Raw genomic sequence first — 24,431 nt, 5'->3', positions numbered from 1 at the left:
AGTTGTTCCTAAGGCAGTTGGCGTTTACGTGCGCATGCGCCCCATCTGCGGTGAGGGACGAAATCACATTCGGCCCCATGCCGCGAACCCGATGGTCCACTGCTCGCTCGCGCATCGGAGGGATCATCCGGGTCGCACGAGCCCTGCACAAGCAACATCAATTCTTCGCGGGCCAAGTGAACAGCAACGTGCAAATCAACATCCGGACCAAAAGTGGCCGGATTCGTCTCAGGTTGTAGGAGTGAACTCCGGTATACAGGTGTGAAGTTGCCTGGCATATGCGGAACCTTACAGTCACGCAAACGGATCATTCGCAGGCTCACCACTCCGTGCCCCCGGGCTGAAGTCCGTGGGCGACGCAGGCATCAGGAACGTCACACCGCACTTTACGGGGAGGCCTCGTGAAACGCCACGCACACAGAATCCCACATTCCGCTAATCACCGAAACCTCGCCTCTGCGTCCCTCGCGCTTTGCGCTGCACTGGCCATGAGCGCGTGCGGCTCCTCCGACAGGGAGAAGCACGAGACAACGGGCCAGATCAAGCCACCCACACCACCTCCAGCGGCGTCTGCCACCACTGGCCCGAAGGAAACAGCAAAGAAAGAAGCAATCGCGGCATACCAGGCCTACTGGCGGGAGATGGAAAAGCTCTATGGCGATCCAACGGGTAAGAGTGCCCATCTTGATCAGTACGCCGCATCTGCAGCCCTGAAAAATGCTGAGGCAGACGCCAAGAGCACCCATGCACGCGGACTCATCAACACGGGCGACGTCGCTGTAAATGATCTGACCGTCACCACGGTCGACCCCTCGGGCAAGGTTGCTAACGCGACCATCTCCAGTTGCCTGGACATCTCTCGGTGGCAGACCGTTGACGCAAAAACAAAGAAACCGGTCTCCCTACCGGAAAACCGGCTGATGAAGTACGTGATCGTCAGCGCCGTCGAGAGGTATCCAGAAGGCTGGCGCGTCACTCGCGATGATCCGCAGGGGAAATCATGCTGACTCGTTGCATCCCCCTTGCCGTGTTATCAATCCTGGTGGCGCTCGCTGCCCCCGTCTCAAGTCACGCGGAGGACAACCCCAAGGCCCATAGCGGGACCCATTGCGGTTTGTACACGTGCGAGGTTGAGGTCGACGTCCCCGGGCAGGCCGGTGGCCAGAACGGCGGCAGCAACAGGACGAGTGGTACCAACGGAGATGGTTCGGCCGGTCACGACGACGGCACGAACGTCAACGTCTGCACCTACAAAGTCGCAGACCCGCAGCCACCGGCCGGAAGCCTGGACTGGGAGGGTCACGCCCAGGGCGACGGGGCCGTGTATGAGCAAAGATGCACAAGAGACAGAGGGGGCCTCACCATCATTCGGATGGTGTGGCTGGCGGACCCGCCTCCGCAAGCGACCGTCGATCCGGCCATCCTGGCTCAGCGGGCGGTTGACTCGATGACGCTTCTCGGCCCGGACGTCGCCAGCCCGAGGGCGAGCGGGCGCTACACCGTGGGCGTCCCGATGTGGATGTGGGTCAACCAGAGCGCCACGACCTACGGGCCGAACACTGCGTCGGCCACGGCAGGCGGGGTCACCGTCACCGCGACCGCGAAGGTGTCGAGGATCGTGTGGGCGATGGGCGACGGTTCGTCCGTGACCTGCAATGGCCCCGGCACGCCCTACACCTCCTCCCAGGACATGGCCCAGTCCCCCACCTGCGGACACCTGTACGCCAAGACCTCGGCCCGTGCGCAAAGCGGCAGGTTCCCGGTGACCGCGACCTCGACGTGGACGATCGACTGGCAGGGCGGCGGACAGGCCGACCAGCTCCTTGAGGTCAGACAGACCACTGTGCAGGTGGCGGTCGGCGAAGTACAGGTCGTCAGGTAACGCAGCCGGAAGGACACAACGGTGAGCAAGACCCGAGAACGTGCAGATACCGCCCGCGCGAACGGAGTCCCCCAGCAGGGACGGGCTGCCGGGCCGGTGGCCCCGCCCCGGGTGTCGGCGCGCAGACGGCGGCCCGGGATCATCGCCTTGTCCGTGGCACTGATCGCCGCGGGAGGCGCCGGCGTTTCCGTCCTGCTGCTTCAGGTCGGTCACCGCACCGACGTGGTCACCGTGGTCCGCGACGTCCAGGTCGGCCAGGTCCTCACCGAGACCGACCTCGGCAAGGCATCCGTCGCCCTGGACCCGGCCGTCAAGGCCGTGCACGCCGACGATCTGAAGTCGGTGGTGGGCAAGCGGGCAGCGGTGGAACTCAAGCCCGGCTCCCTGCTCGCCCCCGCTCAGGTCACGAAGGACTCTGTGGTGCAGGCCGGCGAGCAGCTGGTGCCGATCGGCCTGGAGCCCAAGCAGATCCCGGCCACCGCTCTCGTGCCGGGACAGAAAGTTCAGCTGGTCCATGTCCCGGCCCAGGGCTCCGCCGACACGGGCAAGGCGGCGGATGCCGCTCCGAAGAGCATCGACGGCCGGGTCGTGAAGGCCTCGGGCGCCGCCCCCGGCACCGGGATCGTGGTGGTCGACGTCGCCACCTCCGCTGCCTACGGCCCCACGGCCGCCGCTTGGGAGGCGGCCGGTGCGCTGCGCCTGGTCCTGGCTGCTCCGGACGGCCGCTGATGGCTGTGATCGCGCTCGCAGGCTGCAGCGGAGCACCCGGCGTGACCACGAGCGCCCTTGCTCTGCTCCTGTCGTGGCCGCTTGCAGCGGACCGCAAGATGATCCTCGCGGAGTGCGACCCGGACGGCGGAGCCGTGCTGCACGGCCTGCTCCAAGGCACGCTTGGCGACCGGTACGGGCTGCGCAACCTCTCCGTCGCCGCCCGCAAGGGCGAGTTCAGCGACGCCTTCTGGCGGCAGCTGATCGACCTGAGCAGCGACGGCACGCACGCGTCGCCGCGGGATCGGCTGCTGCTGCCCGGTGTCACCGACCCGTCCCAGGCGGCGAGCATGGTCTCGGTCTGGAAGATGCTGATGCAGATGTTCCGCGGCATCGAGGCGGAAAGCGGCCACGACGTCCTCATCGACCTGGGCCGGAGCGGGGCGTACGGGCCCTCCGCGGTCATGGTCGAGCAGGCTGATGCCGTGTTCGTGGTGGTCCGCAACACGCTCCGCTGCCTGCAGGCAGCGGAGGGCCGGGTGCGCGCACTGGAGGAGTCCGTCGGTGACATCAGTGTGCTGATGGTCAATGAGGGCCCGTATCCGGCAGGCGAAGTACAGCGTGTTCTGCAGGTGCCGGTGATCGCCGCCCTTCCGTACACGCCGAAGGACGCCCGTGTGCTGTCCGACGGAGCCGAGCAGCCACGCCACTTCACCCGCTCGTCCCTGATGAAGGCCGCGGCGACGGCCGGCACGCTGCTGGCCCAGCACGCCGCCAGGCGCCGGACCCGCCTCGATCCACGCGGCTTGGGTGCGGCAGGCGGGGAGGTGACCCATGCACGCTAGGCCCCTGCACCCCGACCCCACGGTGGCCCCGCTGCCCCACGCAGCGCGCCGGCCGGCCCACGGCACGCCTGCGCCGGCCGGTGCGGCCGCAAGTGCCCAGGTGCTCGGCACGGCAGCGCCCCGAGCCACCGTCCCCCACCACACGGCCCGCACCATTGCCTCCCAGGTCGCCAAACAGCGCGAGGAACTGCTCAAGACCACGCCGGGCATGGACCGGGCCAGCGAGGAGCAGCGCTGCCTGGAGTGGATCAACGAGGCCGTCGCGCTGTGGTCGGACGCCCAGGCGATGGCGCCGCAGGAGGATGAGGCGCTGCGGCGCGCCGTCTATGACCTGCTGTTCCGAGCGGGACGCCTGCAGCCGTATCTGGACGATGAGCGGGTGGAGGACATCATCATCCAGGGCCCGGATGAGGTGTGGCTCGACTACGGCGACGGAGTACGCCACCGGGTCGGACCGATCGCCGACTCCGAGGAGGAGTTGCTGGAGCTGCTGCGGGAGTTGGCGCGCGGCTCCGGGCACAGCGAGCGCACCATTTCCACCGCGAGCCCCACGCTCGCCCTCTCCCTGCAGGACGGCTCCCGTCTGCAGGCCATCACCGGGCTCGGTCCGATGACCTATGCGGTGATCCGACGGCATCGAGTGGCCCAGGCCGGTCTCGACGACCTCGTACGGCTGGGCACCATCGACTCGGTCCTGCGGGAATTCCTCGGCGCGTGCGTACGCGCCGGGAAGAACGTGATGATCGCGGGGAAGCAGAAGGCCGGGAAGACCACGCTGCTGCGGGCCATGCTCCGCGAGTTCGGCCCGGAGTGCCGCTTTGCCACGATCCAGACCGAGGACGAGCTGTTCGCCCACGCCAACGGCTACCACCGCCAGGTGGTCTCCCTGGTGGGCCGTGAGTCCAACGGCGAGAAGGACGCCGCAGGGCGCGGCGCCGGTGAAGTGACGCTGCTGGACCTGATGCATCCCGCGCTGCGGATGTCGCTGGAGCGGATCGTGGTCGGCGAGGTCCGCGGCCCGGAAGTCGTCGCGATGATGCAGGCGTTGACGAACGGGTCGGGCGGCAACCTGTGCACCATCCATGCCCGGCGCGCGCACATCGTCTTCGACCGGATCGCCGAGCTGTACGCGCTGGCCCAGGAGAACCTGTCCGAGCAGCTCGCCTACCGGCAGACCGCCAACGGCCTGGACTTCGTGGTCTTCGTCGACATGACCGATGAGACACAGATCGGCGGCCGTCGTCACCGCTACGTCTCGCACGTCCTGGAGCTGACCGGGATCGGTGAGAACGGCCGGCCTGCCACGAACGAGGTCTTCTCCCCCGGCACCGAGTTCGGCGAGCTGCGGGCGGTGCCGCGGATGGACCCCGGCTGCATCGACGACCTGCGCCGCGTCGGCTTCGACTGCACTCTCCTGCGGCAGCCGTACGGGGCGTGGAGCGCGCCTCTGGCACTGAAGGTGGGGGTGCGCCGATGACGCTGACGTTTGTGTGGGCCCTGCTGAGCGGCATGGCCGTCACGGGCGGCCTGGTGGGCATCGTGGCCGGCTGCGTCGGGACCGCGGCGCCGCGCCGGGCCCCGCTGCGGCACCGGTGGCAGGCCCTGCGCGGCGGCGGGAGCGAGAGGGCCCGGCTGCGGCAGGGCACGCTGGCGGGTGGCGCGTTCGTGGTGTTCGCGGGCGTGTGGCTCATCTCCGGGAACTTCGTCGGGGCACTGCTCCTGGGTAGCGCAGTCATCGGCGTGCCGTGGCTGATCACCCCGGCGCAGCTGGCCAAGGAGCGCATCGGGCAGCTGGAAGCGGTGAGCGAGTGGACCCAGCGCCTGGCCGGCCTGCTCCGTCTGGGTATGGGTCTGGAGCAGGCGATGATGACCAGCCGCCAGGGGGCGCCCGAAGAAGTGGCATCGCAGATCACCGCTCTGTCCGACCGGCTGCGTCTGGGCTGGCGCCCGGAGCAGGCGCTGCGGGCGTTCGCTGGGGAACTCGACGACGTCACCTCGGACAAGGTGGTCGCCGCGCTGATCCTGTCGGTCAATGACCGCGGGCCGGGGCTGGCGCAGGCGCTGGAGGACCTGGCAGGCACGGTCCGCGACGAAGTCGCCCGCAAACGCTCCATCGAGGCGGACCGGGCCAAGCCCCGCACCACGGTGCGGTGGATGACGATCATCACCGTGGGCGTCGTCATCGGCGGGTTCCTCGTGCCGTCCTATACGAGGCCGTACGCCACCCTGCTGGGGCAGCTGGTGCTGGCCTTCCTGGTGACCGGGTTCGTCGTCACGCTGGCGCTGATGCGGCAGCTGAGCGCCTTCCGCCGTATCCCGCGGTTCCTGGTAGGCGATCCCACGAGCGCTGTCCGCCTGCCTGCGCCCGCGCCGGAGCCGGACCTGCCCGTCGCCGAGCCGGCAGGAGCTGAGCGGTGAACATGCTTCCCATTGTTCTGACCGGCGCCACGATCGGCGCCGGCGTGGCGCTGCTGATCCGGGAACTTCTCCTGCCCCAGCCCGCGTTGACACCGGCCCTGCAGCGCACTGCTCCCGCTGCGTTGGCGATGCCCGAGTTGCATCTGGAGCGCGAGGAGGTCTGGGGCCGGTGGCTCCTGGCCCGCCTGGAGCGCCTCCCGGGCGTACGGGTCCCCGCGACGCATCTGGCCCTGCTCGGAGTGGGGCCGGGCCAGTTCATGCTCAAGAAGACCGCGCTCGCCGCACTGGGCTTGCTCTGCCCGGTGATCGCGACGGTTCCGTGGCTTATCGCGGGCGTCAGCCTGCCGTTCTACGTGCCCGCAGGCGTCGGAGTCCTCGTCGCGGCGCTGCTGTTCATCACGCCCGACCTGGCGGTGCGGGACCAGGCCAAGCGGGCACGGGAGGAGTTCGCCCACGCCCTGTCCGCCTACCTTGACCTGGTCGCGCTCAAGCGGGCCGCCGATGCCGGGCCCGCCGAAGCGCTGGAGAAGGCCGCCGCCGTCGGTGAGGGCTGGCCCTTCCTCTTCCTGCAGGGCGCGCTGCGCCGGGCCCGCCTGGAGAAGATCCCGCCGTATCAGGCGCTCTCGGAACTGGCCGCGCAGTACGACCTGCCGGTCCTGGACGACGTCGCTGACATCATGCGCGGCAGCGCCACCGACGGTGCTGCCGTCTACAAGGCATTGCGGGCCCGCAGTGCCGCCCTCAACGCCGAACTGCTCGCCGATCAGGGGGCCGAAGCCAACGCGGCCAGCGAGAAGATGACCGCCCCCGGAGCCCTCCTGGCCGTCCTGGTGATGCTGCTGATGGCCTTCCCCGCGGTGATCCGCATGCTCACCGTCTGAGCCTCCCCCCTCTCACTCAACGCACCGAAAAGGCAGGGAAACATGACGCACTTCGCAGCCCGCAGCCGCCGTGCTGTGCTCCAGCTCACCCTGCGCGTGCGGGAAAGGCTCCAGGAGGCTGCGCGCCGGCCGGACCGGGGCGACATCTCCATCACGACCGTCATCATCTGGGTGGCCGGCGTCACCGGTGCCGTCCTGGTCGCCGGGACCATCGCTGTCGTGATCGCCAAGTACAACGGGAAACTCGGCGGCCTGTGATGCACCCGCCCGCCCGCCTGACGCAGTGGTGGCAGGGGCAACGGTGGCGCGACGACCGCGGGGACACCAGCATCCAGATAGCGATCGTCTTCCCCTTCGTGCTGCTCGCCACCCTCGCCGTCATCCAGGCCTCCATGTGGTACTACGCCCGGCAGATCGCCCTGACCGCGGCCCGCGAAGGCCTCACCGCCGCCCGCTCCTACCAGTCGACCCCGGCCGACGGTGCGGCCCAGGCACGCCACGTGCTGGAGCGCACCGCCGGTGACAGCCTGCGCGGCTACAGCGTCGCGGCCAGCAGCGACGGGCAGCGCGTGCGGATACGGGTATCGGGAACGGCCCTGTCGATGATTCCGGGTGTACCCGGCCTGCACATAAGGCAGTCGGCATCCGGGCCGGTCGAGCGCTGGACGGTCGCCGCTGGCGGGGTCGCGAAGGCGGAAGGTGTGGCGGGCGCAAACCCGGGTGGGGGTGGCCCGTGAAACGGTCCCCGGCAGGCGCGAGTTCGCGAACTGACGTGTCGGCGTGCGTGTCGCTGCAGGCTGCCCGCAGACGCGGACTTCGCGGTGATGAAGGCAGTGCCGCGATCGAGGCGGCCATCATCCTCCCGTCGCTGATCATGTTCCTGTGCCTGGCGATCGCGGGCGGCCGGATCGTCACCTCCGGCGCGAAAATCGACGCCGCCGCCCAGGACGCGGCGAGAGAGGCATCCATCCACCGCACCATGGCCTCCGCCCAGAGCGCCGCACAGTCCGCGGCCGCCGAATCCCTGGACGACCAGGGCATCACGTGCGCGTCGACCGACGTCACCGTCAACACCGGGGGTCTCGCCGTGCCCGTGGGGCAAGTCGGCACCATCACTGTGACCGTGACCTGCACCGTCAATCTGTCCGACCTCCTGCTGCCCGGCGTGCCAGGAGCCAAGACGCTCACGTCGACGGCGACCTCAGTGGTGGACCGGTACCGGCAGAGAGCTCTTGGGTTCGCGAATTCTGAAGTACCGGTGAGCGGGAACCGAAGTATGGATGGGCGCTATGAGTGAGCATGGGCACTTGGGTTCACGTCCCTCCAGTGAACGCCTTGACCAGGAGGCGACCATGACCTGGCAAGAAGGCTCCACTCGAACCTACGACGTTTCCGACAAGGGATGCCTGATGATCCTGCGTCGGTCCCTGCAGAGACGGTGCGACGACCGCGGAGGCGTCGCCGTGTTCGTTGCCGTGTGCGTCGTCGCGCTGATCGGCATCATCGGCCTGGCCGTCGACGGCGGAGCCAAGATGCGCGCCACCGAACGCGCCGAATACATCGCCGGTGAAGCCGCGCGGGCCGGCGGACAGGCCATCGACCCCACCAGCGCCATCAACGGCACCGCGATCGCCGTCGATCCGCAGGCGGCGGCCGCCGCCGCACAGGCCTACCTGAACTCCGCCGGCGCCACCGGCACCGTCAGCGTCTCCGGGAACGACCAGACGCTGAATGTCACGGTCACCGGCTCCTACAGCACGAAGTTCCTGCCCGTGGTGGGGATCGGCTCCCTGTCGGTGACCGGCCATGGCAGGGCCACCCTCCTTCATGGCGTCACCGCCCCCCAAGGAAACTGATGCACTCCACCACCCGCTCCGCAGCCGCCGGCCGCACCCTGGCACGGTTCCTGTTCGCCGTGCTCAGTCTCGTGGTCCTTGCGGGGGTAGTCGCCGGGCTGCCTCTGCTGCTGGCCTGGGCTACCCCGGTCATCTGGGCCGCCACCCACGGCGACCTCGCCCACCTCCTGGACCGGCAGGACACCGGCGGCCTGTTCGTGCTCATGCTCGTGCTCATGGCCTGGATCGGGTGGGCGCAGTTCACGTTCTGCGCCGCGCGCGAGCTGATCGCGCAGGTACGGGGCCGGACCTGGCAAGCCCCACGGGGGCTGGGCGCCCCACAGCGCGCCGCAGCTCTCCTGATCGGCAGCATCCTGGTGCTGCTGCCCACGAGTTCGGCCCTGGCCTCCGATGCACAGGCCGCACCGGCCACCATGTCGAGCCTGCTGCCCGGCCAGGCGGACACAGCCGGCCAGAACGCCGCGGCCGGCCAGGTCTCCCCCGCCACCGCGGCGGGCACACCGGCATCGCCCACGTACACCGTGCGCGAGACGCGGCCGGCGGAGAGCCTGTGGGGCATCGCCGAGCGCGAGCTGGGAGAGGGCGAGCGGTGGCGGGAGATCGCGAGCCTGAACGAAGGCCGCCCCATGGCCGACGGCACACTCTTTCGCGCCAACAGCTTTCTGCAGCCCGGCTGGCAGCTGAAGATGCCCGCGGCCGCCGCCACTCCAGGAGGCCTCCGTACGCAGCCGGGTGACACTCCCGCAGCTGTCCACGAGGACCCCGGACATATCGTCACGGTCCACGCGGGCGACTACTTGTCGAAGATCGCGCAGGAGGAACTCGGCGACGGCAACAAGTGGCCCGAGCTGTTCGACGCCAGCCGGGACAAGCCGCAGCCGCACGGCCTGCCCATGATCACCGACCCCGACCGGGTCTACGCGGGGCAGCAGGTCACCGTGCCCGGCGCCCGCCCCGCGCATTCCGATCCACCACCGCACGAAGACGACGGCGATGCGTCGCCGGGCAGGCAGCACACCACGGCCCCCGCGCCTGGCGCCCGGCCAACGCCGGGCGGTGCCGCGCAAGATGTGCCGGCTCCGGACCGCAGCACGGCGCCCGCGTTGCCGTCCCCCGGCGCAGCGAGCCGCCGTCCCGCCGAGCCGCCCCGGCAGCAGCACAGTCCCCCGTCCGCTGGACCGTCAGGAAGGCCGCAGCCGGGCAGCAGCACCGCCACTGCGTCAGCGCCGGCGCAGCCGTCCGGTTCGGCTGCCTCCTCCCCCGCTGCCACGGCGTCACCGGCACCGGTGGCGCGGTCCGCCAGCCTGCTGAACCTGCACACGGTCCTGGGGGCCGGCGCCCTGCTGGCGGCCGCTGTCACCGGTGCTCTTGCCCTGCGCCGTACGCTGCAGCGCCGCCGCCGCAAGCCCGGCGAGACGATCGCCATCGCGTCGCAGACGTCCATGGCCGAGGCCCAGCTGGCGGCGGCCGCCGAGCCAAACGGCGCGGCCCGCCTGGACGTCGCCCTGCGCACCCTGGCCCACCAGACGGCCCGGGAAAAGGACGCGATCCTGCCTGGCCTGCGGGCTGCCCGGATCGGTGCCCGCGCAGTGGAGGTGCTGCCCGAGGATCCCGCCCAGGATCCCGCGGCGCCCTTCGCCGCCGGGCAGGACGGATGGTGGGCCCTGCCCGGTGATGCCGTCCTCCTGGAGGACGAGGGCGCCCACGAGGCGCCGGCACCGTACCCGGGGCTGGTCACGATCGGCAGCACCGAGACCGGTGACCTCCTGCTGCTCAACCTCGCGCAGCTGCCCGCGCTGCTCCTGGACGGCAACCCGGTCCACATCACCGAGGTCTGCACCTCCCTCGCCCTGGAACTCGCAATGAGCCCCTGGGCCGGGGAAACCGAGATCGTCACCGTGGGTTTCGGCGAGGACCTGCCGCACCTGCTGCCCACCACACGGATCGCCCACATGCGCCAGCCCGCCCACGCGCTGCGCGATCTGGGCGAACGCCTGCTGGAAGCGCATCAAATGCCCGACACCCAGCACCAGCCGTACCTCCTGCTGTGCGCCTCCCCGCTGGACGAGGACACGGCCTGGCAATGCGCCGACCTCATCGACCGGGCAGGCAAAGTGCCGGTCACGCTGATCGCCCCGGCGAGCACGGCGGCCGCGTCCTTCCCCGCAGCCGAGATCCTCAACGCCTCCCTCCACGACCCGCAGCACCTCGACGCCGCCGGAGCCAGCATCACGCTCCAGCGCCTGGAGCACGCCGCCTACGTGCAGATCACCACAGCCCTCAAGATCTCCGGGCAGCCGCCCCACCCGGCCGAGGGCCCCTGGAGAGACGTCCCAAACGAGCCCGACACACCGCCGGAGCCCGAGCACAAAGCGGCACACAAGCAGTCCACCGCGCCCGCCGCCGCTCCCTCCCCCTCGCCCGCGGCGGCCACGCAGGTGAGCGGCGAGGTCTTCCCGGCCCTGCTCGCCGCCAGCACCGATCCCTCGGGGCTTCGCCTCCTCTCCCCCGCCGCCCCCTCGCCCGGGCCCGACACCACCCCGGGCCCGGGCCGCACGACAGCGCAACCGCCCGCGGCAACGCCCCCAGCCGCCGCGGACCCCGCCGAAGCGGCAGAGGCCGGCACCGCTGACGGGCCGAGGGACACGCGCAAGGAAGCCACGGCCGCGACAGAAGAAGACACCCAGGCGCAGGACCTGCACGCTCCGGAGATCCGGGTCCTGGGACCGGTCGAGGTGACGGGCGTGGACAGCACCGGTCACGGCCCGCGGATCTGCCAGCTGGCCGCTCTGCTGTACTTCCGGCCCGGCCGCCATGCCGATGCCCTGTGTGCGGACATGGATCCCCTCAGCCCGTGGTCCTCCAGCACCCTCAACGCACGGATGCGGGGCCTGCGCAGCTCCCTGGGCAGCGACTCCTCCGGAACCCCCTACGTGCCACGCCGCACGTCGGGTGACGACCCCTACCAGCTCGCTGCCGGCGTGCGCTGCGACTGGACCCGATTCCTCCAGCTCGTCCAGCGCGCACTGCCCCTGGGCCCCTCCGGCCTTGCGGACCTGGAAAAGGCGCTGACTCTGGTGCGCGGCCGGCCCTTCGGCGGCCGGCCCCTGCCCTGGGCCGAGCCCTACCAGCAGGAAATGATCACGCGGATCATCGACATCGCCCACACCGTGGCCACCTACCGCATCCCCAACGGCCCCCAGCACGACCTCAGCGCCGCGCACCGGGCCGTCGCCACCGGACTCGAAGTCGACCACTCGGCAGAACTGATGTACCGCGCCTGGATGCGGCTCGAGGCCGCACGCGGCAACCGCTCCGGGCTGCACACCGCGATCACCCGCGTCCAACAGGTCAACCAGGCCCTTGACTGCTCACCCGAGATGGAAACCACCCAGCTCATCAACGAGCTCCTCAACGGCTCGGACCCGGCAGCACGCAACGCCCTGTAAACAGCGGCGCGCGCAGGAGGAGCACCACCCACACCTGGCGGCGGGGGGCGACGTCCCCTGCCAGGTCCCTCACGAATTAAGACGGTGTCCTATGTGGTGAGGCGGGGTAGGGCCTCATCTTGAGGCAGGGGACGTGGAGTTGGATCGTGCCGGACGGGCTGTGGGAGATCGCGAAGCCGTTGATCCCTCCGTCGAAGGTGCGGCCGCAGGGGGGTGGGACGCAGGACACGCCTGATGAGACGCTGTTCGCCACGATCGTCTATGTACTGGTGTCCGGCTGTGCCTGGCGGGCGTTTGCCGCCCTGCTTCGGGATCTCGAAGTCGACCGCGCACCGCCGTTTCGTGCTCTGGTCCAGAGCCGGAGTCTGGGCCGGCTGCACGAGGCAGTCCTGCACCGGCTCGACGGCGCCGGCCTCATCGACGTCTCCCGCGTCGTGCTCGACACCGCCCACGGCAGGGCGGAAAAGAGGGGGCGAACACACAGGCCCGAGCCCGGTGGACCGGGGCAAGCCGGGTTCCAAGATGCACGTCCCGTCGGACGCGAACGGACTGCCCCTCCTCGTCGCCGTCTCCGCCGCCAACGTCCACGACAGCGAGGGGCTGAAGCCCATGGTGGAAGGTCACCAAACGAGACACGACCCCCACCGCGGCCGCTCCTTCAAACCCCGGCGCCTGCACGCCGATAAGGCATACAACATCCCTCACCTGCGGAAATGACTGCGCGGCAAGCGCATCGGAGTCCGCATCGCCCGCAAAGGCATCGAGTCCAGCGAACGCTTGGGACACCAGCGCTGGGTGATCGAGCGCACCATGTGCGCCACGTGGCGCTCTGTTTGTATCCCCGGTTCAGCCGGGAGGAACTCGGAAGGAGGTTTCTGGGCCAGATGACTTACCTGGATCCGAAAGGTGAAGGGGACAACAGCATGTCAGAAAACCAGTGACCGGGCTCAGTTGTCAGGGACGGTGTGCTGGGTGGCCCGCGCGATATGGCGAAGGCTGGATTGCTTGAAGCCCAATCTCCAGAAGATGCAAGTTCCCATCCGCCGGAAAGACGACTGAAACCGGCGCCGCGCTCTGCACTGGACCGATCGTTATCCGGTGCACTTCCGGAGCGCGGAGCGATGCCCAGCGAGGGCATTCAAGGAGATGAATGGGACGCCTACGTCGCGCTATGACGTACAGCAGAGACGAACGTGGGATCGCCTACGGGACGCGAGTCCTATGGCGACGGAGGCCCCGTAGTAGTCGCCGGAGCAACGCCCGGCCAGGGAGGACGGGAAAGCCGTCCGCAGGGCGAAGGGGGCCAGGTGATTCGGACGCCCGAGACTCGGGAGGTATGCGAAATGCAGAGCGCCGAAACGGTGCTGGGTGTCCTGCGTGAGCGCGGCAGGCGTGGTCTGTCGTGTGACGAACTGTATCGGCAGATGTCCAACCCGCAGTTATATCTGCTGGCTTACGGGCGCATCTACGCTAACCATGGCGCGATGACACCCGGAGTCACGAGGGAAACAGTGGACGGCATGTCCCAACGGAAGATCGAACGCATCATTGATGCGATACGCCACGAGCGTTACCGATTCCGTCCAGTACGCCGCGTGAACATCCCGAAGAAGAACGGGAAAACGCGGCCGCTGGGACTGCCGACGTGGTCGGACAAGCTCGTTGGTGAAGTGGTGCGCCTCCTACTGGAAGCGTATTACGAGCCGTCGTTCTCCAACCACTCTCACGGGTTCCGGCCCCGAAAGGGATGCCACACCGCCTTGCGCGAGGTGGGTCATACCTGGACCGGGACTTCCTGGTTCGTTGAGGGAGACATCGCCGACTGTTTCGGGAGCCTGGACCATGAGGTTCTGCTCTCGACCCTCGGCGAGAAGATTCACGACAACCGCTTCCTTCGGCTGGTGCGCAACATGCTGACGGCCGGATACGTAGAGGACTGGAGGTGGGGAGCCACGCTCTCCGGAGCGCCGCAAGGCGGAGTGGCTTCCCCGATCCTGTCCAACATCTACCTGCACAAGTTGGATGAGTTCGTCGAGAAGGTTCTTATTCCGGAATACACCCGAGGGGAACGCCGGGCTCGTAACCTGGAATACCTCATGGTGGCGAATGTGCTGGCACGGGCACGCCGGCGCGGCGACAGGGCGGAAGCCCGACGGCTGCGTCAGCACATGCACAGTCTGCCAAGCTCCGACCCGGATGATCCGGAGTACAGGCGACTGCGCTATGTCCGTTACGCCGATGACCACTTGCTCGGGTTCACCGGACCGAAGGCCGAAGCCGAAGAAATCAAGCAGCGTCTGGCCGAGTTCTTGCGTGACGAACTCAAGCTAGAACTCTCCCAGGATAAGACGCTGATCACCCATGCCAGAACCCAGGCGGCACGGTTCCTCGGCTACGAGATCACCACTCAGCAGAACAGCAACAAGGTCACCCGCGGCCGTCGAGCGGTCAACGGACAGATCGCGCTGCGAGTCCCGCTGGATGTGATCAAGGCCAAATGTTCCCCGTATCTTGATCGCGGAAAACCCGCGAAACAACCGGCCCTGTTGAACAGCGACGACCACGCCATCATCGCCACCTTCGGGACCGTCTATCGGGGAATCGTCCAGTACTACCTGTTGGCCGGGGACGTCCACCGGCTGCACCGCCTGCGATGGGTCATGGAGACCTCGATGCTCAAGACCCTGGCAGGAAAACACCGTTCAACAGTTTCAAAGATGGCGGCGAAGTACAAAACCACCTTCGAGACACCGAACGGGCCTCGCGTTGCTTTCGAAGCCCGAATTGAACGGAAGAACAGGAAACCACTGGTCGCACGGTTCGGTGGCATTCCACTCCAACGGCAGCGGACGGCAGAAGTCGTCGACCGCGAGCCGGTCCGGGTGGACTATCCGCAGAAGGAACTCGTCGCGAGACTCCTTGCGGATACCTGCGAGATCTGCGGAAGCAGGGGCAATGTTCAGGTTCACCATGTCCGTGCACTCGCCGACCTCGCGCATGCCGGATGGCAGCCATCTGACTGGGCGCGCGTCATGCTTCATCGACGCCGCAAAACGGTTGTGGCTTGCGATACTTGCCATGACCGAATCCATTCGGAGCGAGCTGTTAAACCACTCACGCAGTAGTCACTGGAGAGCCGGATGACAGGAAACCGTCATGTCCGGTTCGGCGGGAGGCCGTGCGGAAAAGGACTCGCCTTCGGCGGGCACCTCGCCGCGCGGCCCACCCATCCTCCTGGCTCCACGGCTTCCGCCGCCTCCGCATCCGATGGGAACGACGCGACGACATCCACGAAGCCTTCCTCGGCCTCGCCGTCTGCCTGATCACCCACCGCCACGTCCAACGCCTTTGTTAGGGCCAGTTATACGGGACAGCCATTAGGACGCGGCCACGCTCGCGTAGTGGCGTTGACGCGCTGGAACATCCGATAGGCCGCCGGATAGGACAGTGGGCGGAACGGCCGGCGCAACGTCCACCACAACGGACTGTCCGCCTCCGTCTCGACGAGCCCGTCCATCTGCGCCTGGTAGAGGCGCAACCACACCACCGCGTCCGGAGACGCGGGAAGCGACTGCAGGACCCGGCTGCCCTTGCGTACCACTGTCACCAATTGCTGCCCGGCGTCAACCTCACCCTGCCGCACTCCGAGCAGCTCAGATGCTCGGGCCCCCGTGGACAACCACAACGTCACCAACGCGCGATCCCGGTGCGAGGGCAACCGGGCGAACAGCTCGTCGAACCGATCGTCAGGGATCCGTCGTGGTGTCTGTCGGGCGATCTTGGGCCGGTAGAGGCCGCTGCGTTCGAACTTCATGGGCGCCGTCGGCGCGTGGTGAGCCCGCGCTCGTTCCCCGTCCCGGCCCCTGGCCAGCGGGAACGGGTTGCTCAACGGGCCCGTGCCCAGCTCCAGGTGAAAGGCGTAGATGCCGCGCAGCACCGTCTCGCTGTGCGCCCGCGTCCGCAGCGCGTACTGACGGCCAGGACCGCTCTTGCCGGTCACCGGGTTCACACGCCCCTGCGGAGCCGCCCCGCCCCTGGTCGGCTTCGCGACCATCTGCAGCCACCTGCTGAAGTCTCGTGCCTCAACGCGGGTGGCCTGCCCCCACGGCACCCCGACTGCCGACAGGAACCGGAACCAACGCAGCAACGCCAACGCGTACGAGCGCTGCGTCGTGGCTGGCCGCCCGATCGCCTGCAGGTCCTGCAGATACTCCGCCACCGGGACGACAACCTCGCCGTCGGCATCCAGGAGCCGGCACGGCTGCCAGGGATCATCCGACTCCACGACGGATCCGGCCGACGGCACCACCAGCCCCGCGAGATCACGGGAGGCATCACTCGTCTCTGTCATGGTCCGGGACGGTAGTCCTCCCCGACACGGCCTGGACGCTGAACTACATAGATCTGTCTGGTAGTTCAGTCAACAGTCACCGACCGTCTCGAGATCAGTGGAGCCCGCTGAGGCCTCGACGGCGCCGAGGCGGTCTTGAAACTCCGTACCGTCGCCGCCAATGGGGATCTTGACGCCTACTGGGACCACCATCTCGCCGCCGAACATCAGCGTCTCGACTCAACTGACCAGCACCGATACGTTCTCACGGCCTGACCGCGATCTCACTCAGAACGAGCCGCACCCGCCGTCAAACACCCCAGAGGCCCCACCGGAGAGCTAATCCGGTGGGGCCTCTGAGTTTTTCGTAGGGCCATCAGTTGAGCGTCTGAGCTCTATGAGAGGAACCGCTCATACCATGATAGGTCGACGCGGAATAATTTCCCCAGTGGGTAGCTTCGCCGCGCATCAAGAGGCCAGTTTTCCATCTGCGAGGAACGGAGAAAATGCCGACTCAAGCTGCAGCTACTCCCCCAGATTTTGACCCTCGACAGATCCCACTACTTCTTCGAGATCATCGAAATCCCGCCCATCGCAAGGGAGAACATCCGGACAAGTGCTTTCCGAACGTCCGGGTCTCGATCGAGCCGATCCAGCGATTCAAACCTCGCCGGATCAATATCTATCGTGGCAACTCCGCCAGCATCCCCGCCGTCTACGGTCGAGAACAGCAGGAGGCATCGATAGGCCCGCACAGCGCCTCCTCGCTCCTCGCGCATCAGCGACTGGAGGACGACAGCTTCGTCCTTGACCTGACTGCGGAGTGCATCCACGGAGGTCCACCGAGTCGCCCAGCCACGGCCCTCCGCCTCCAGCTGGATCTCCAGCAGCGCATCGAAACTGATCTGACACACGCGGAAGTCAGGGTCAGTCGAATGAATCATAGACATCAGCACTACTCCCCACCGAGGACGTCAATACGGATTTGCTCGTTCGGGTCGATGCGTCCATCTTTGACCCTTGTTTGAATTTCATCCCAGCGGTGATGACCGCCAAGAATCGACCCGTCGCGCGAGACGAAAATCCCTTCTCCCGGCTTGGCTTTATTGACTCCATCCAGGAGTTCATCGTTGCTCAGGTATTCGTGATACCACTGCGACGCCGGGTCCCGAGTTTTCTGACCCTCAGTGTACCTTCCGAGATCACCCGTCTTCACGTAACGCGGTGAAATATTAAGATCGCATCCCGGACCGGTGTTGTGAACGAGTACGGGCGTGGTCCCGGCTAGTACATAGTACGTGTGGAGGTTGCGGACGGTGAGGTTGTAGGCAGATTGCAGCTTGGTGAAGTGCTTGACTCCGGTGACCTGCAGTTGGTCACCCTTCGAGGAGCGGACGGTCATGCCGGGCTTCAGGTCGCCAGCGTTGATCCAGGTGTGGGTGCTTGGCGCCCAGAAGGGGTGGTGGTCCGTTGCTGTGATCCTGCTGCTGGAGGCGGCGTTGCTTGTGACGGTCAAGGTCGTGAAGTCGGTGTCGTCCGGTGTGACGATGGTGGCATCGACCTTGTGGGCTCCTGATTCCCCGGTTTCCGGGTCGGTCGCGGCAACTTCGTCTCCGACCTGGAGTTGGTCGATGGCCTTTGTTGACCCGTCGGCTAGGAGGACTTTGGTTGCGGCAGGGAAGCTGTTGAAGCATCCCTTGATGCTGACAACGTTCCTCTCCATCTCGCCGGCTGCGGAAGCCCGGCCAGCCCTTATGCTTCCGGCGATCTTCGAACCGCCTGATGCGGTGGGGCGGCCGAGGAAGGAGTCGCCGCCTCCGGCGCCGAAGACGGGGATGTTGTCGAGTTCCCAGTTGCGGAGTTCCTTGAAGAGCTCATCATAGGTGTCGCTGTCGTGGCATTCGTCGATGTCCCAGCAGGCGTTCACGGCTGCGGCCACGTACTGGTGGTAGTCCTCGACGCGGTCGCGGCCCCAGCGGTAGCCCTCGCCGTCGTATTTCGCGAGATTCTTCATGATCTTGCGGTGGAGCTTCGGGTAGTTCTTGACGTCGGAGACGGTGACTCCGCCGGGGAGCCACGTCTTTTTGGTCTTGTGGTCGTCGAGGGTCCAGGCGTCGTCGTCCTTCGACCAGGACTCGATGTGGACCTTGCCGTCGATGGTCTCGCAGAACGACGAGGCCCCACCGCAGCCTCCCTCCGGCCTGAGCCCGCTCGGATCGCTCAGGGTCGCCGGGTTGTTGTTGCTGTAGGCGTAGCCGTCGAGCGACTGCGGGTCGTCAGCTGCAAGGACCGGATCGACGCTGAGGAAACGGCCCAGTGACGGGTCGTATTCGCGGGCGCCCAGGTGAGTGAGTCCGGTCTGGGTGTCCATGGTTCCGCCGACGAAGCCCTTGGTACCGGCCCAGGTGGCGGGCGGGGTGCCGCGGTCCTCACCGAAGGGGGTGGTGCGGCGCTGGGTGGCGGTGCCGTCGGTGGCGTTGATGCTGATGTCGGCGGTGCCATGGTGGTCGGTGGCCTGGAAGGTGACCTTGTTGTCGTTCGTGCGGACGGCGGTGGCCGCGCCGAGCGGGTAGTAGCGGGTGGCCGTCGGCTTGGCCGCGCCCTTGGCGAGATTCAGTTCGGTTGCGCCGAGATAGAGGGTGGTGTTCTCGTCGGCGGGGTTGGCGGTGTCGAGTGTGTGGCCCGTGAGGCGGTTGCCGCTGGGGTCGTAGACGTAGTCGGTGGTCTTCTTCGTGGTCACCGTCGAGGTGCCCGTTTTGGTCTGGACGGTGTCGGTGACGCTGGCCAGGTGGCCTTCGGTGTCCCAGGCCATGGCCTGGTTGCTGGAGAGAGCAGCGTTGGGGTTGAGGGTGCGGCGAGTGGTGTTGCCGGCCTGGTCGTAGTCGTAGGAGTCGGTGACCGGGTCGGTGGCGCCGGTTGCGGTGCTGGCGGACAGCAGGGAGTGCGGGTGGGCCGCGCCTGCGGTGGGGTAGGTGTAGGTGCGGGTCTGATCCTTGGACGTGTCACCCGTGGTGTTGTGCTGGGTTTCGGTCTTGCGGGTGCCGTCGGTGTTGTAGGTGTAGCTGGACCAGTAGGGGGCGGGTCCGCCGAGCTTGCTGCCGTCCGGGGTGGTGGGGCAGGACGGGTCGGTGGGGGTGAAAGCCTCGGTGAGGCGGGCGAGGTAGTCGTACTGGAAGCACTGGCGGTCCGTGCCGGTGCGGGAGACGTCGCTCAGTTCGGTGACGTTCCCGGCCTCGTCGTACTTGTAGGCGTTGGCGCGGGCGGGTACGGCGGTGTTCTCGGTGTCGGTGCGGCTGACCGAGAGGCGCTGGGTGCCTTGTTCGTAGCCGTTGGTGATGGTGGTGTTCACGCCGCCGGCATTGAGGGTGGAGCGGTAGGGCTTGCCGGTGAGGGTGTAGATCTGGTCCGCGAGGTAGGTGGACAGGTTGCTTCTGGCGGCGGTGGTCTGGTGGAGCTTGTTGTACGTGAAGGCGACCACCTCGGCGGGCAGACTGCCCGCAGCCGGGTACGACGTGGCCTGGACGGTGCCGTCCGGGTTGTAGGAGGTGCTGGTGGAGTAGTCACCGGCCAGGGCCTCTTGGCCCGGGATGGAAGGGACGGTGAGGGTGGTCTTGGTGGGTCGGTACAGCGGGTCGTAGGTGTTGAAGGTTGTCGTGTACGGGTAGACCGTGCCGCCGATGTTGACGTGGCGGGTGGAGGTGGCCAGTTGTCCCTTGATCTTGTCCCAGGTCTGGGAAGTCAGCAGCGGACCGTTGGCCGTGCCCTCGTGTGTCTCCAGGAGCCGGGAGAGGTTGTCGTAGACGTTGGCGATGGTCTTGCCGCGGCCGTCGGTGGTCGTGGCGAGTTCGCCTCGGTCGTTGTAGGTCTTGCTGGTGGTGCCGCTGTCCGGGTCCATTGCCTTGGTCTGGCGGCCGAGCTGGTCGTAGGTCCAGGACCATTGGGCGCCCTGCGGGCCGGTCAGCCCGGTCATGTGCCCGGCCACGTCGTAGCGGTAGGTGGTGCTGTCGTACGGGCCGGTGGGACCGGCCGGGTTGGTGGCCTGGTACTGACGCAGCTCGGTCGTGCGCCCCTGGGCGTCGCTGAGGGTGGTAGTGGGGGTGGCACCCTTGGGGGGGGTGACGGTGACGCGGTCGCCGCCATAGACCGTGGTGGTCGTGGCCAGCGGGATACCCGTGCCGTTGCCGGAGAGCAGGGTGGACTTGACGGGCCGCCCCAGGCCGTCGTATTCGGTGGCGGTCTGGGTCTCGATGCCGTCGGCGTCTACCACGGTGAAGAGGGTGCCGCTGGGGGCGGCGGTGTTGTGGTAGGGGGCGTAGGCGAGGCGGACCTGGCCGCGTTCGTCGTAGAACGTGTCGGTCAGGATGCGGCCGCCGTCGGGGCCGGGGGCCTGGGTCTGGCGGACGCGGCCGAGGCCGTCGTACAGGGTGTAGCTGGTGTCGGATGAACCGTCGTTGTTCAGCGTGAGAGTGGCGACGGACTGAATCGTGTTCTCGGCGTCGGTGTAGCGGAATTGCAGGTTCGGCGACTGGTTGTTCAGCTTGGAGCGGTTGGGTTTCCACACCTTCAGCGGGCGTCCGAGCGCGTCGTATTCAGTGTCCGTGCGCAGGTTGTTGGCGTCGGTGCTGATGTAGGGAAGGCCGCGCAGCAGATCGAGGTAGGACGTGCTGGTCTGGGATGTGGCTGCGTTGCCGGCGGTGGCGGGCGGGCTGGTGACCGCCACCTTGGTGGGCCGGCCTGTCGCCGGGGTATAGACGGTCGTTGTAGTGGGAGGGGCAGTTGCGGGGGTGGTGGCGGGTGCCTTGGCAGTGTCGTTGGGGTCGAAGACGCTGGTGGAGGCCAGCGCGGTGACGGTCAAGGGCCGCCCGTAGGCGTCGTAGCTGGTGGTCTTGTCGACGTAGGTGGCGGTGTTGCCGCTGCGGGACTTGAGGGTCTCGGTCATGGTGACCAGGCCCCTGGTGGGCGCGGCGCCGTATGCCTGGCCGTCGTAGCGGGTGCGGGTGTCGGCCAGGATTACTGAGGTGCCGTCACCGTGGGTGTCTCTGTCTGGGGTCGCAGCGCAGTCGGCCGCGATGGTTTCGGTGTGGATCGCGGCGGTCCGGATCCATCCGTCGTCGGCGTAGGTGGTGCGGGTGCACTTGTCGTCGGCCGCGACCGAGGGATCGCCCAAGTCCTCGACTGCGACAGGCCGACCGAGGTCGTCGAAGGTGGTGTTGCCGCGGGTTTCGCGCCACTTGTCGTCAGTAGTCAAGTAGGTGAAGCTACGGGTCTGGCTGGTACCGGTGAGGTTGGCGGTGGAGGTGCCCCAACTGCGGACCCGCTTTGCTGTCTCCTTCTTCCACGGCTTGTTCACCGATTTGGACAGGGTCTTCCCGCCCGGCTTGTCGAACGTCTCACTGCGGTATTCGAACCCGGCCCACGCCTCGTCGTCGGTGAGCTTGGAGCCCTCACCGTCCGAGACGGTGACGCTGCGAGTCTTGGTCTTGTCGGTGGGATCGGTTCGGTCACCGTCCATGCCGCGCAGGAAGTAGTGGTCGGCCTGGGTGGACATGGCCTGGCTGCTGCCGGTCTGCACGCGGACCTTGCCGTAGCCGCGCCACTGCGACCAGGTCTTGAGCTTCTCCTTGGTGATGCCCTCGGTGTCGTCGAACGCCCATGCACCGCCGTCGAAGTAGGTGTAGTTGGTCTGGGTGCTGACAGCGCCGCCGGTGCGGTCGGAGGAGATGACCGAGTCCACGACGTACTTGTTGAACCACTCTGTGGTTACTGGATCCGTGTAGCCGGCCTGGTACATCTGCGGGTAGCAGCGTGAGGTGTTGGACTGCGGGCTGGGCAGGCTGTCCCAGGAACAGGCCGCCTGCGAGTAGTTCACGTCCAGTTGGCCGCCCGACTCGTCGAGCACGGTGCGCAGCCGCTGCTTGTAGAAGCCCGGTCGGCCGTCACCGCTCTTGTCCAGGCGTCCGATCTGCGCGCTGTAGGAGAGTGTCGTCGGGGGCAGCTTGACGGGGGTGGCTCCGGCGAGTCCGGTGTGCTGGATGGAGTCGAGCAGGAGCTGGTAGTCGAAGTCGGCGGTGCCCCACTTGTGGTGCAGGTCCCAGGAGTCGGTCGGCTTGTAGCTGCTGTCGGTCTGCAGGGTCTTGGTGGTGACGTTGGCCAGACGGGTGCGGCCCCAGAACGTGGGCGACAGGCGCCCCTTGTCGCACTTGGTTCCGCTGTTGCAGTTCTGGTCCCAGGGGGTGTCGTACCAGTACTGCCGGTTGGTGTCGATCTTCGCCGGGTCGCACAGTGCGGTGTTGGTCTCCAGGCAGCGTTCGGCGGTGGTGAAGTCCACCCGGGCCATCGGCTTGACGGTGTCGGAGTAGAGGTCCTTGAGCTGCTGGCCGTACTCGATGTGGTCCAGGACCGAGGCGCGGACATAAGGGGTGCCGTCGGTCTCCTTGAGGTTGCGGCCGTAGGTGTTGGCCTCCTGCTTGTACCAGTAGGTCATGTCGTTGCCGTTGGCGTCGATGACCAGGTCGAGGTTCCAGCGCCGGCCCTGCTGGCACCATGATTCCGCGAATGTCGCCTTGTTGCACGGCTCGCCGCTGTTGTTGCCGAAGACCGGCACGCTCTCCACCGACTTGGTCTCCGGCTTGCCCGCAGTCCAGTTGGTCAGCCGGTTGTAGCCGAAGTAGTAGCGGGTGCCGTCAGAGGTGGTGGCGCGGAAGTACTCGCCGTCGTTGTCACCATTGCCGCGGTCGTCCTGGCGCCAGTGGAAGACCCGGGTGTTGTCGTCGCCCTTGATCCGCCATTCTTCGTCGTTGATCGGGATCAGTTCGCCGGAGTGCCCGTCGAAGCTGATGGTGGCGTTGTCATACGCCCAGCACATGTCCCCCGGCTCGACTCCGTCGGTCTTCACCCCGTCGTCACCGCACGGTTTGTAGGACCGCTCGACGAAGCCGGGCGCGATGCTGAAGCCGTCACCGGCCCAAGAAGCCTGGTTGTTGGTGTTCGCGGTACGCCCGTCGATCTCTCCCGAGTTGTAGGACAGGCCCACCGTGGGCGTCAGCCCTGTCGGTACTGGCGGAACCGGCATCTTGTACGACCAGGAGAACGAACCGCTGTTCAGCGATGTGCTCCAGGTCGACGCCGCCGACAGAGGGGACGCCTTGTAGTCACCCGACGGGCTGGCGGATCCTGCCGTCGCGGCGAGCACGGTCGCCCCACCCGCCAGCGCCTGGGCCCCGACAGCCAAGGGCGCGGACTTCGACGCAGTGCCAGTGCCCGCGATGGCGACCGCGTCGGCGGTCACCGTGTGCTTCTCCGCATCGTTGCGGCCCACCAGCGGAGTGGAGGTACGGCACTCCGGCTTGCTGGGTGTGGTCAGGACACAGGCAGGCAGCTGGACCAAGCGCAGCCGTTGCCCGTATCCGGCTCCTGCCGCGTCCGCGAATGCGTCGTAGTCGACACTGACCCGTACCTTCCTGGCGGCGTTTCCGCTGTTGGGGGCAAGGGTCAGCAGGATGCCGTCCACTCCGGCCTTCTGGGCGGCCTTGCGGTCCAGCACTGTGACGGTGGCAGCCGTCTGCCCTACGGCATACGGCGGTGCGGCCTGCTGGCGCGGGGCGAGCGGGGCGTTGGCCACCGCGGCCAGCGACACCGGCAGGGAACCGGCCCTCACCTCGCCTCCAGAGCCGGAGCCGCCGGACGTCTTGGCGGTGAGTGCGGGGCCAGCCGCAGCCGGCAGACTGACGCTGGCGGTGGCTTCCTTGGGCCAGGCCGTCTTCGGGCTGCGCGGTTTGGAGACCGTCTTGTCCGCAGGGCGTGGCCTGGCCTCGGTGTTCGTACCCTTGACCGGCTTTTCCTTCCATGACGCTGAGGGAAGGTTCGATTCGGCTGCGGCTTGTGGGCCGGGCAGGGCCTGTAGCAGTCCTGCTACCAGGGCGGCCGATAGGACGGCGGCAACTCGTGCCGTCGTGCGGGTGCCCGCTCGGCGGGCTGGTGTGATGCGCATCGTAAGCAATCCCCCGCCGCACCGGTTCAGCGCCGGGTGCGGCTGATCGTGCCGGCCACGGGCCAGGCAGGT

At 67.6% G+C, this 24,431-nt stretch carries 16 protein-coding genes and 2 pseudogenes; 15 read left to right on the top strand and 3 right to left on the bottom strand.

The genetic code is table 11. The features are described 5' to 3' along the window. The first annotated feature begins 401 nt into the window (after positions 1–401). From AB5J87_RS37670 to AB5J87_RS37600, 15 genes and pseudogenes are all read left to right on the top strand, one after another. On the top strand, positions 402–1,007 hold the full coding sequence (locus tag AB5J87_RS37670; protein WP_369383261.1) for a hypothetical protein: 606 nt from the start codon (positions 402–404) through the stop codon (positions 1,005–1,007). 440 nt (positions 1,008–1,447) lie between these two features. Continuing rightward, complete coding sequence (locus AB5J87_RS37665) at positions 1,448–1,882, top strand: ATP/GTP-binding protein (RefSeq protein ID WP_369383260.1); 435 nt, start codon at positions 1,448–1,450, stop codon at positions 1,880–1,882. Between the two features lie 111 nt (positions 1,883–1,993). Next, positions 1,994–2,611, top strand: a complete 618-nt coding sequence (locus tag AB5J87_RS37660; protein WP_369383770.1) for an SAF domain-containing protein — start codon at positions 1,994–1,996, stop codon at positions 2,609–2,611. Next, positions 2,611–3,435, top strand: a complete 825-nt coding sequence (locus AB5J87_RS37655; protein ID WP_369383259.1) for a hypothetical protein — start codon at positions 2,611–2,613, stop codon at positions 3,433–3,435. Before AB5J87_RS37660 ends, AB5J87_RS37655 begins: the two co-directional genes overlap by 1 nt. After that, the gene (locus AB5J87_RS37650) at positions 3,425–4,912 is read left to right on the top strand and encodes a CpaF family protein (protein ID WP_369383258.1); all 1,488 of its coding nucleotides are present in this window, start codon (positions 3,425–3,427) and stop codon (positions 4,910–4,912) included. Before AB5J87_RS37655 ends, AB5J87_RS37650 begins: the two co-directional genes overlap by 11 nt. Positions 4,913–4,914: 2 nt before the next feature. After that, positions 4,915–5,853, top strand: coding sequence for a type II secretion system F family protein (locus AB5J87_RS37645; RefSeq protein WP_369383769.1), 939 nt, complete (start codon positions 4,915–4,917; stop codon positions 5,851–5,853). Continuing rightward, the gene (locus AB5J87_RS37640) at positions 5,850–6,734 is read left to right on the top strand and encodes a type II secretion system F family protein (protein WP_369383257.1); all 885 of its coding nucleotides are present in this window, start codon (positions 5,850–5,852) and stop codon (positions 6,732–6,734) included. The genes AB5J87_RS37645 and AB5J87_RS37640 overlap by 4 nt, the downstream gene beginning before the upstream one ends. Positions 6,735–6,776: 42 nt before the next feature. Continuing rightward, positions 6,777–6,992, top strand: a complete 216-nt coding sequence (locus AB5J87_RS37635; protein WP_369383256.1) for a hypothetical protein — start codon at positions 6,777–6,779, stop codon at positions 6,990–6,992. Continuing rightward, a complete protein-coding gene (locus AB5J87_RS37630) occupies positions 6,992–7,471 on the top strand; it encodes a TadE/TadG family type IV pilus assembly protein (protein WP_369383255.1) in 480 nt (159 codons plus the stop codon). Before AB5J87_RS37635 ends, AB5J87_RS37630 begins: the two co-directional genes overlap by 1 nt. Before the next feature lie 47 nt (positions 7,472–7,518). Continuing rightward, positions 7,519–8,031 carry a TadE family protein gene (locus tag AB5J87_RS37625; RefSeq protein WP_369383254.1) on the top strand — a complete coding sequence of 171 codons (513 nt, stop codon included), beginning with the start codon at positions 7,519–7,521 and terminating at the stop codon, positions 8,029–8,031. A 112-nt stretch (positions 8,032–8,143) separates the two neighbouring features. Continuing rightward, on the top strand, positions 8,144–8,590 hold the full coding sequence (locus AB5J87_RS37620; protein ID WP_369383768.1) for a pilus assembly protein TadG-related protein: 447 nt from the start codon (positions 8,144–8,146) through the stop codon (positions 8,588–8,590). Further along, on the top strand, positions 8,590–12,039 hold the full coding sequence (locus AB5J87_RS37615) for a hypothetical protein (RefSeq protein ID WP_369383253.1): 3,450 nt from the start codon (positions 8,590–8,592) through the stop codon (positions 12,037–12,039). Before AB5J87_RS37620 ends, AB5J87_RS37615 begins: the two co-directional genes overlap by 1 nt. Before the next feature lie 119 nt (positions 12,040–12,158). Further along, positions 12,159–12,870 (top strand): annotated as a pseudogene (locus tag AB5J87_RS37610) (IS5 family transposase); the annotation flags it as partial. Positions 12,871–13,382: 512 nt separating this feature from the next. Further along, the gene (locus AB5J87_RS37605) at positions 13,383–15,164 is read left to right on the top strand and encodes a reverse transcriptase domain-containing protein (RefSeq protein WP_369374185.1); all 1,782 of its coding nucleotides are present in this window, start codon (positions 13,383–13,385) and stop codon (positions 15,162–15,164) included. Positions 15,165–15,271: 107 nt separating this feature from the next. Beyond that, positions 15,272–15,394 (top strand): annotated as a pseudogene (locus AB5J87_RS37600) (IS5/IS1182 family transposase); the annotation flags it as partial. Between the two features lie 6 nt (positions 15,395–15,400). On the opposite strand, the gene AB5J87_RS37595 reads toward AB5J87_RS37600, so the two are convergent. The 3 genes from AB5J87_RS37595 to AB5J87_RS37585 form a co-directional block, all read right to left on the bottom strand. Further along, positions 15,401–16,390, bottom strand: a complete 990-nt coding sequence (locus AB5J87_RS37595) for a tyrosine-type recombinase/integrase (RefSeq protein WP_369383252.1) — start codon at positions 16,388–16,390, stop codon at positions 15,401–15,403. 539 nt (positions 16,391–16,929) lie between these two features. After that, a complete protein-coding gene (locus AB5J87_RS37590) occupies positions 16,930–17,319 on the bottom strand; it encodes a hypothetical protein (RefSeq protein ID WP_369383251.1) in 390 nt (129 codons plus the stop codon). Positions 17,320–17,324: 5 nt separating this feature from the next. After that, positions 17,325–24,026, bottom strand: coding sequence for a polymorphic toxin-type HINT domain-containing protein (locus tag AB5J87_RS37585; protein ID WP_369383250.1), 6,702 nt, complete (start codon positions 24,024–24,026; stop codon positions 17,325–17,327). Positions 24,027–24,431 lie beyond the last annotated feature (405 nt).

This window comes from Streptomyces sp. cg36, assembly GCF_041080675.1.
Lineage (GTDB): Bacteria > Actinomycetota > Actinomycetes > Streptomycetales > Streptomycetaceae > Streptomyces.
This window is presented reverse-complemented; position numbering and strand designations above follow the sequence as displayed.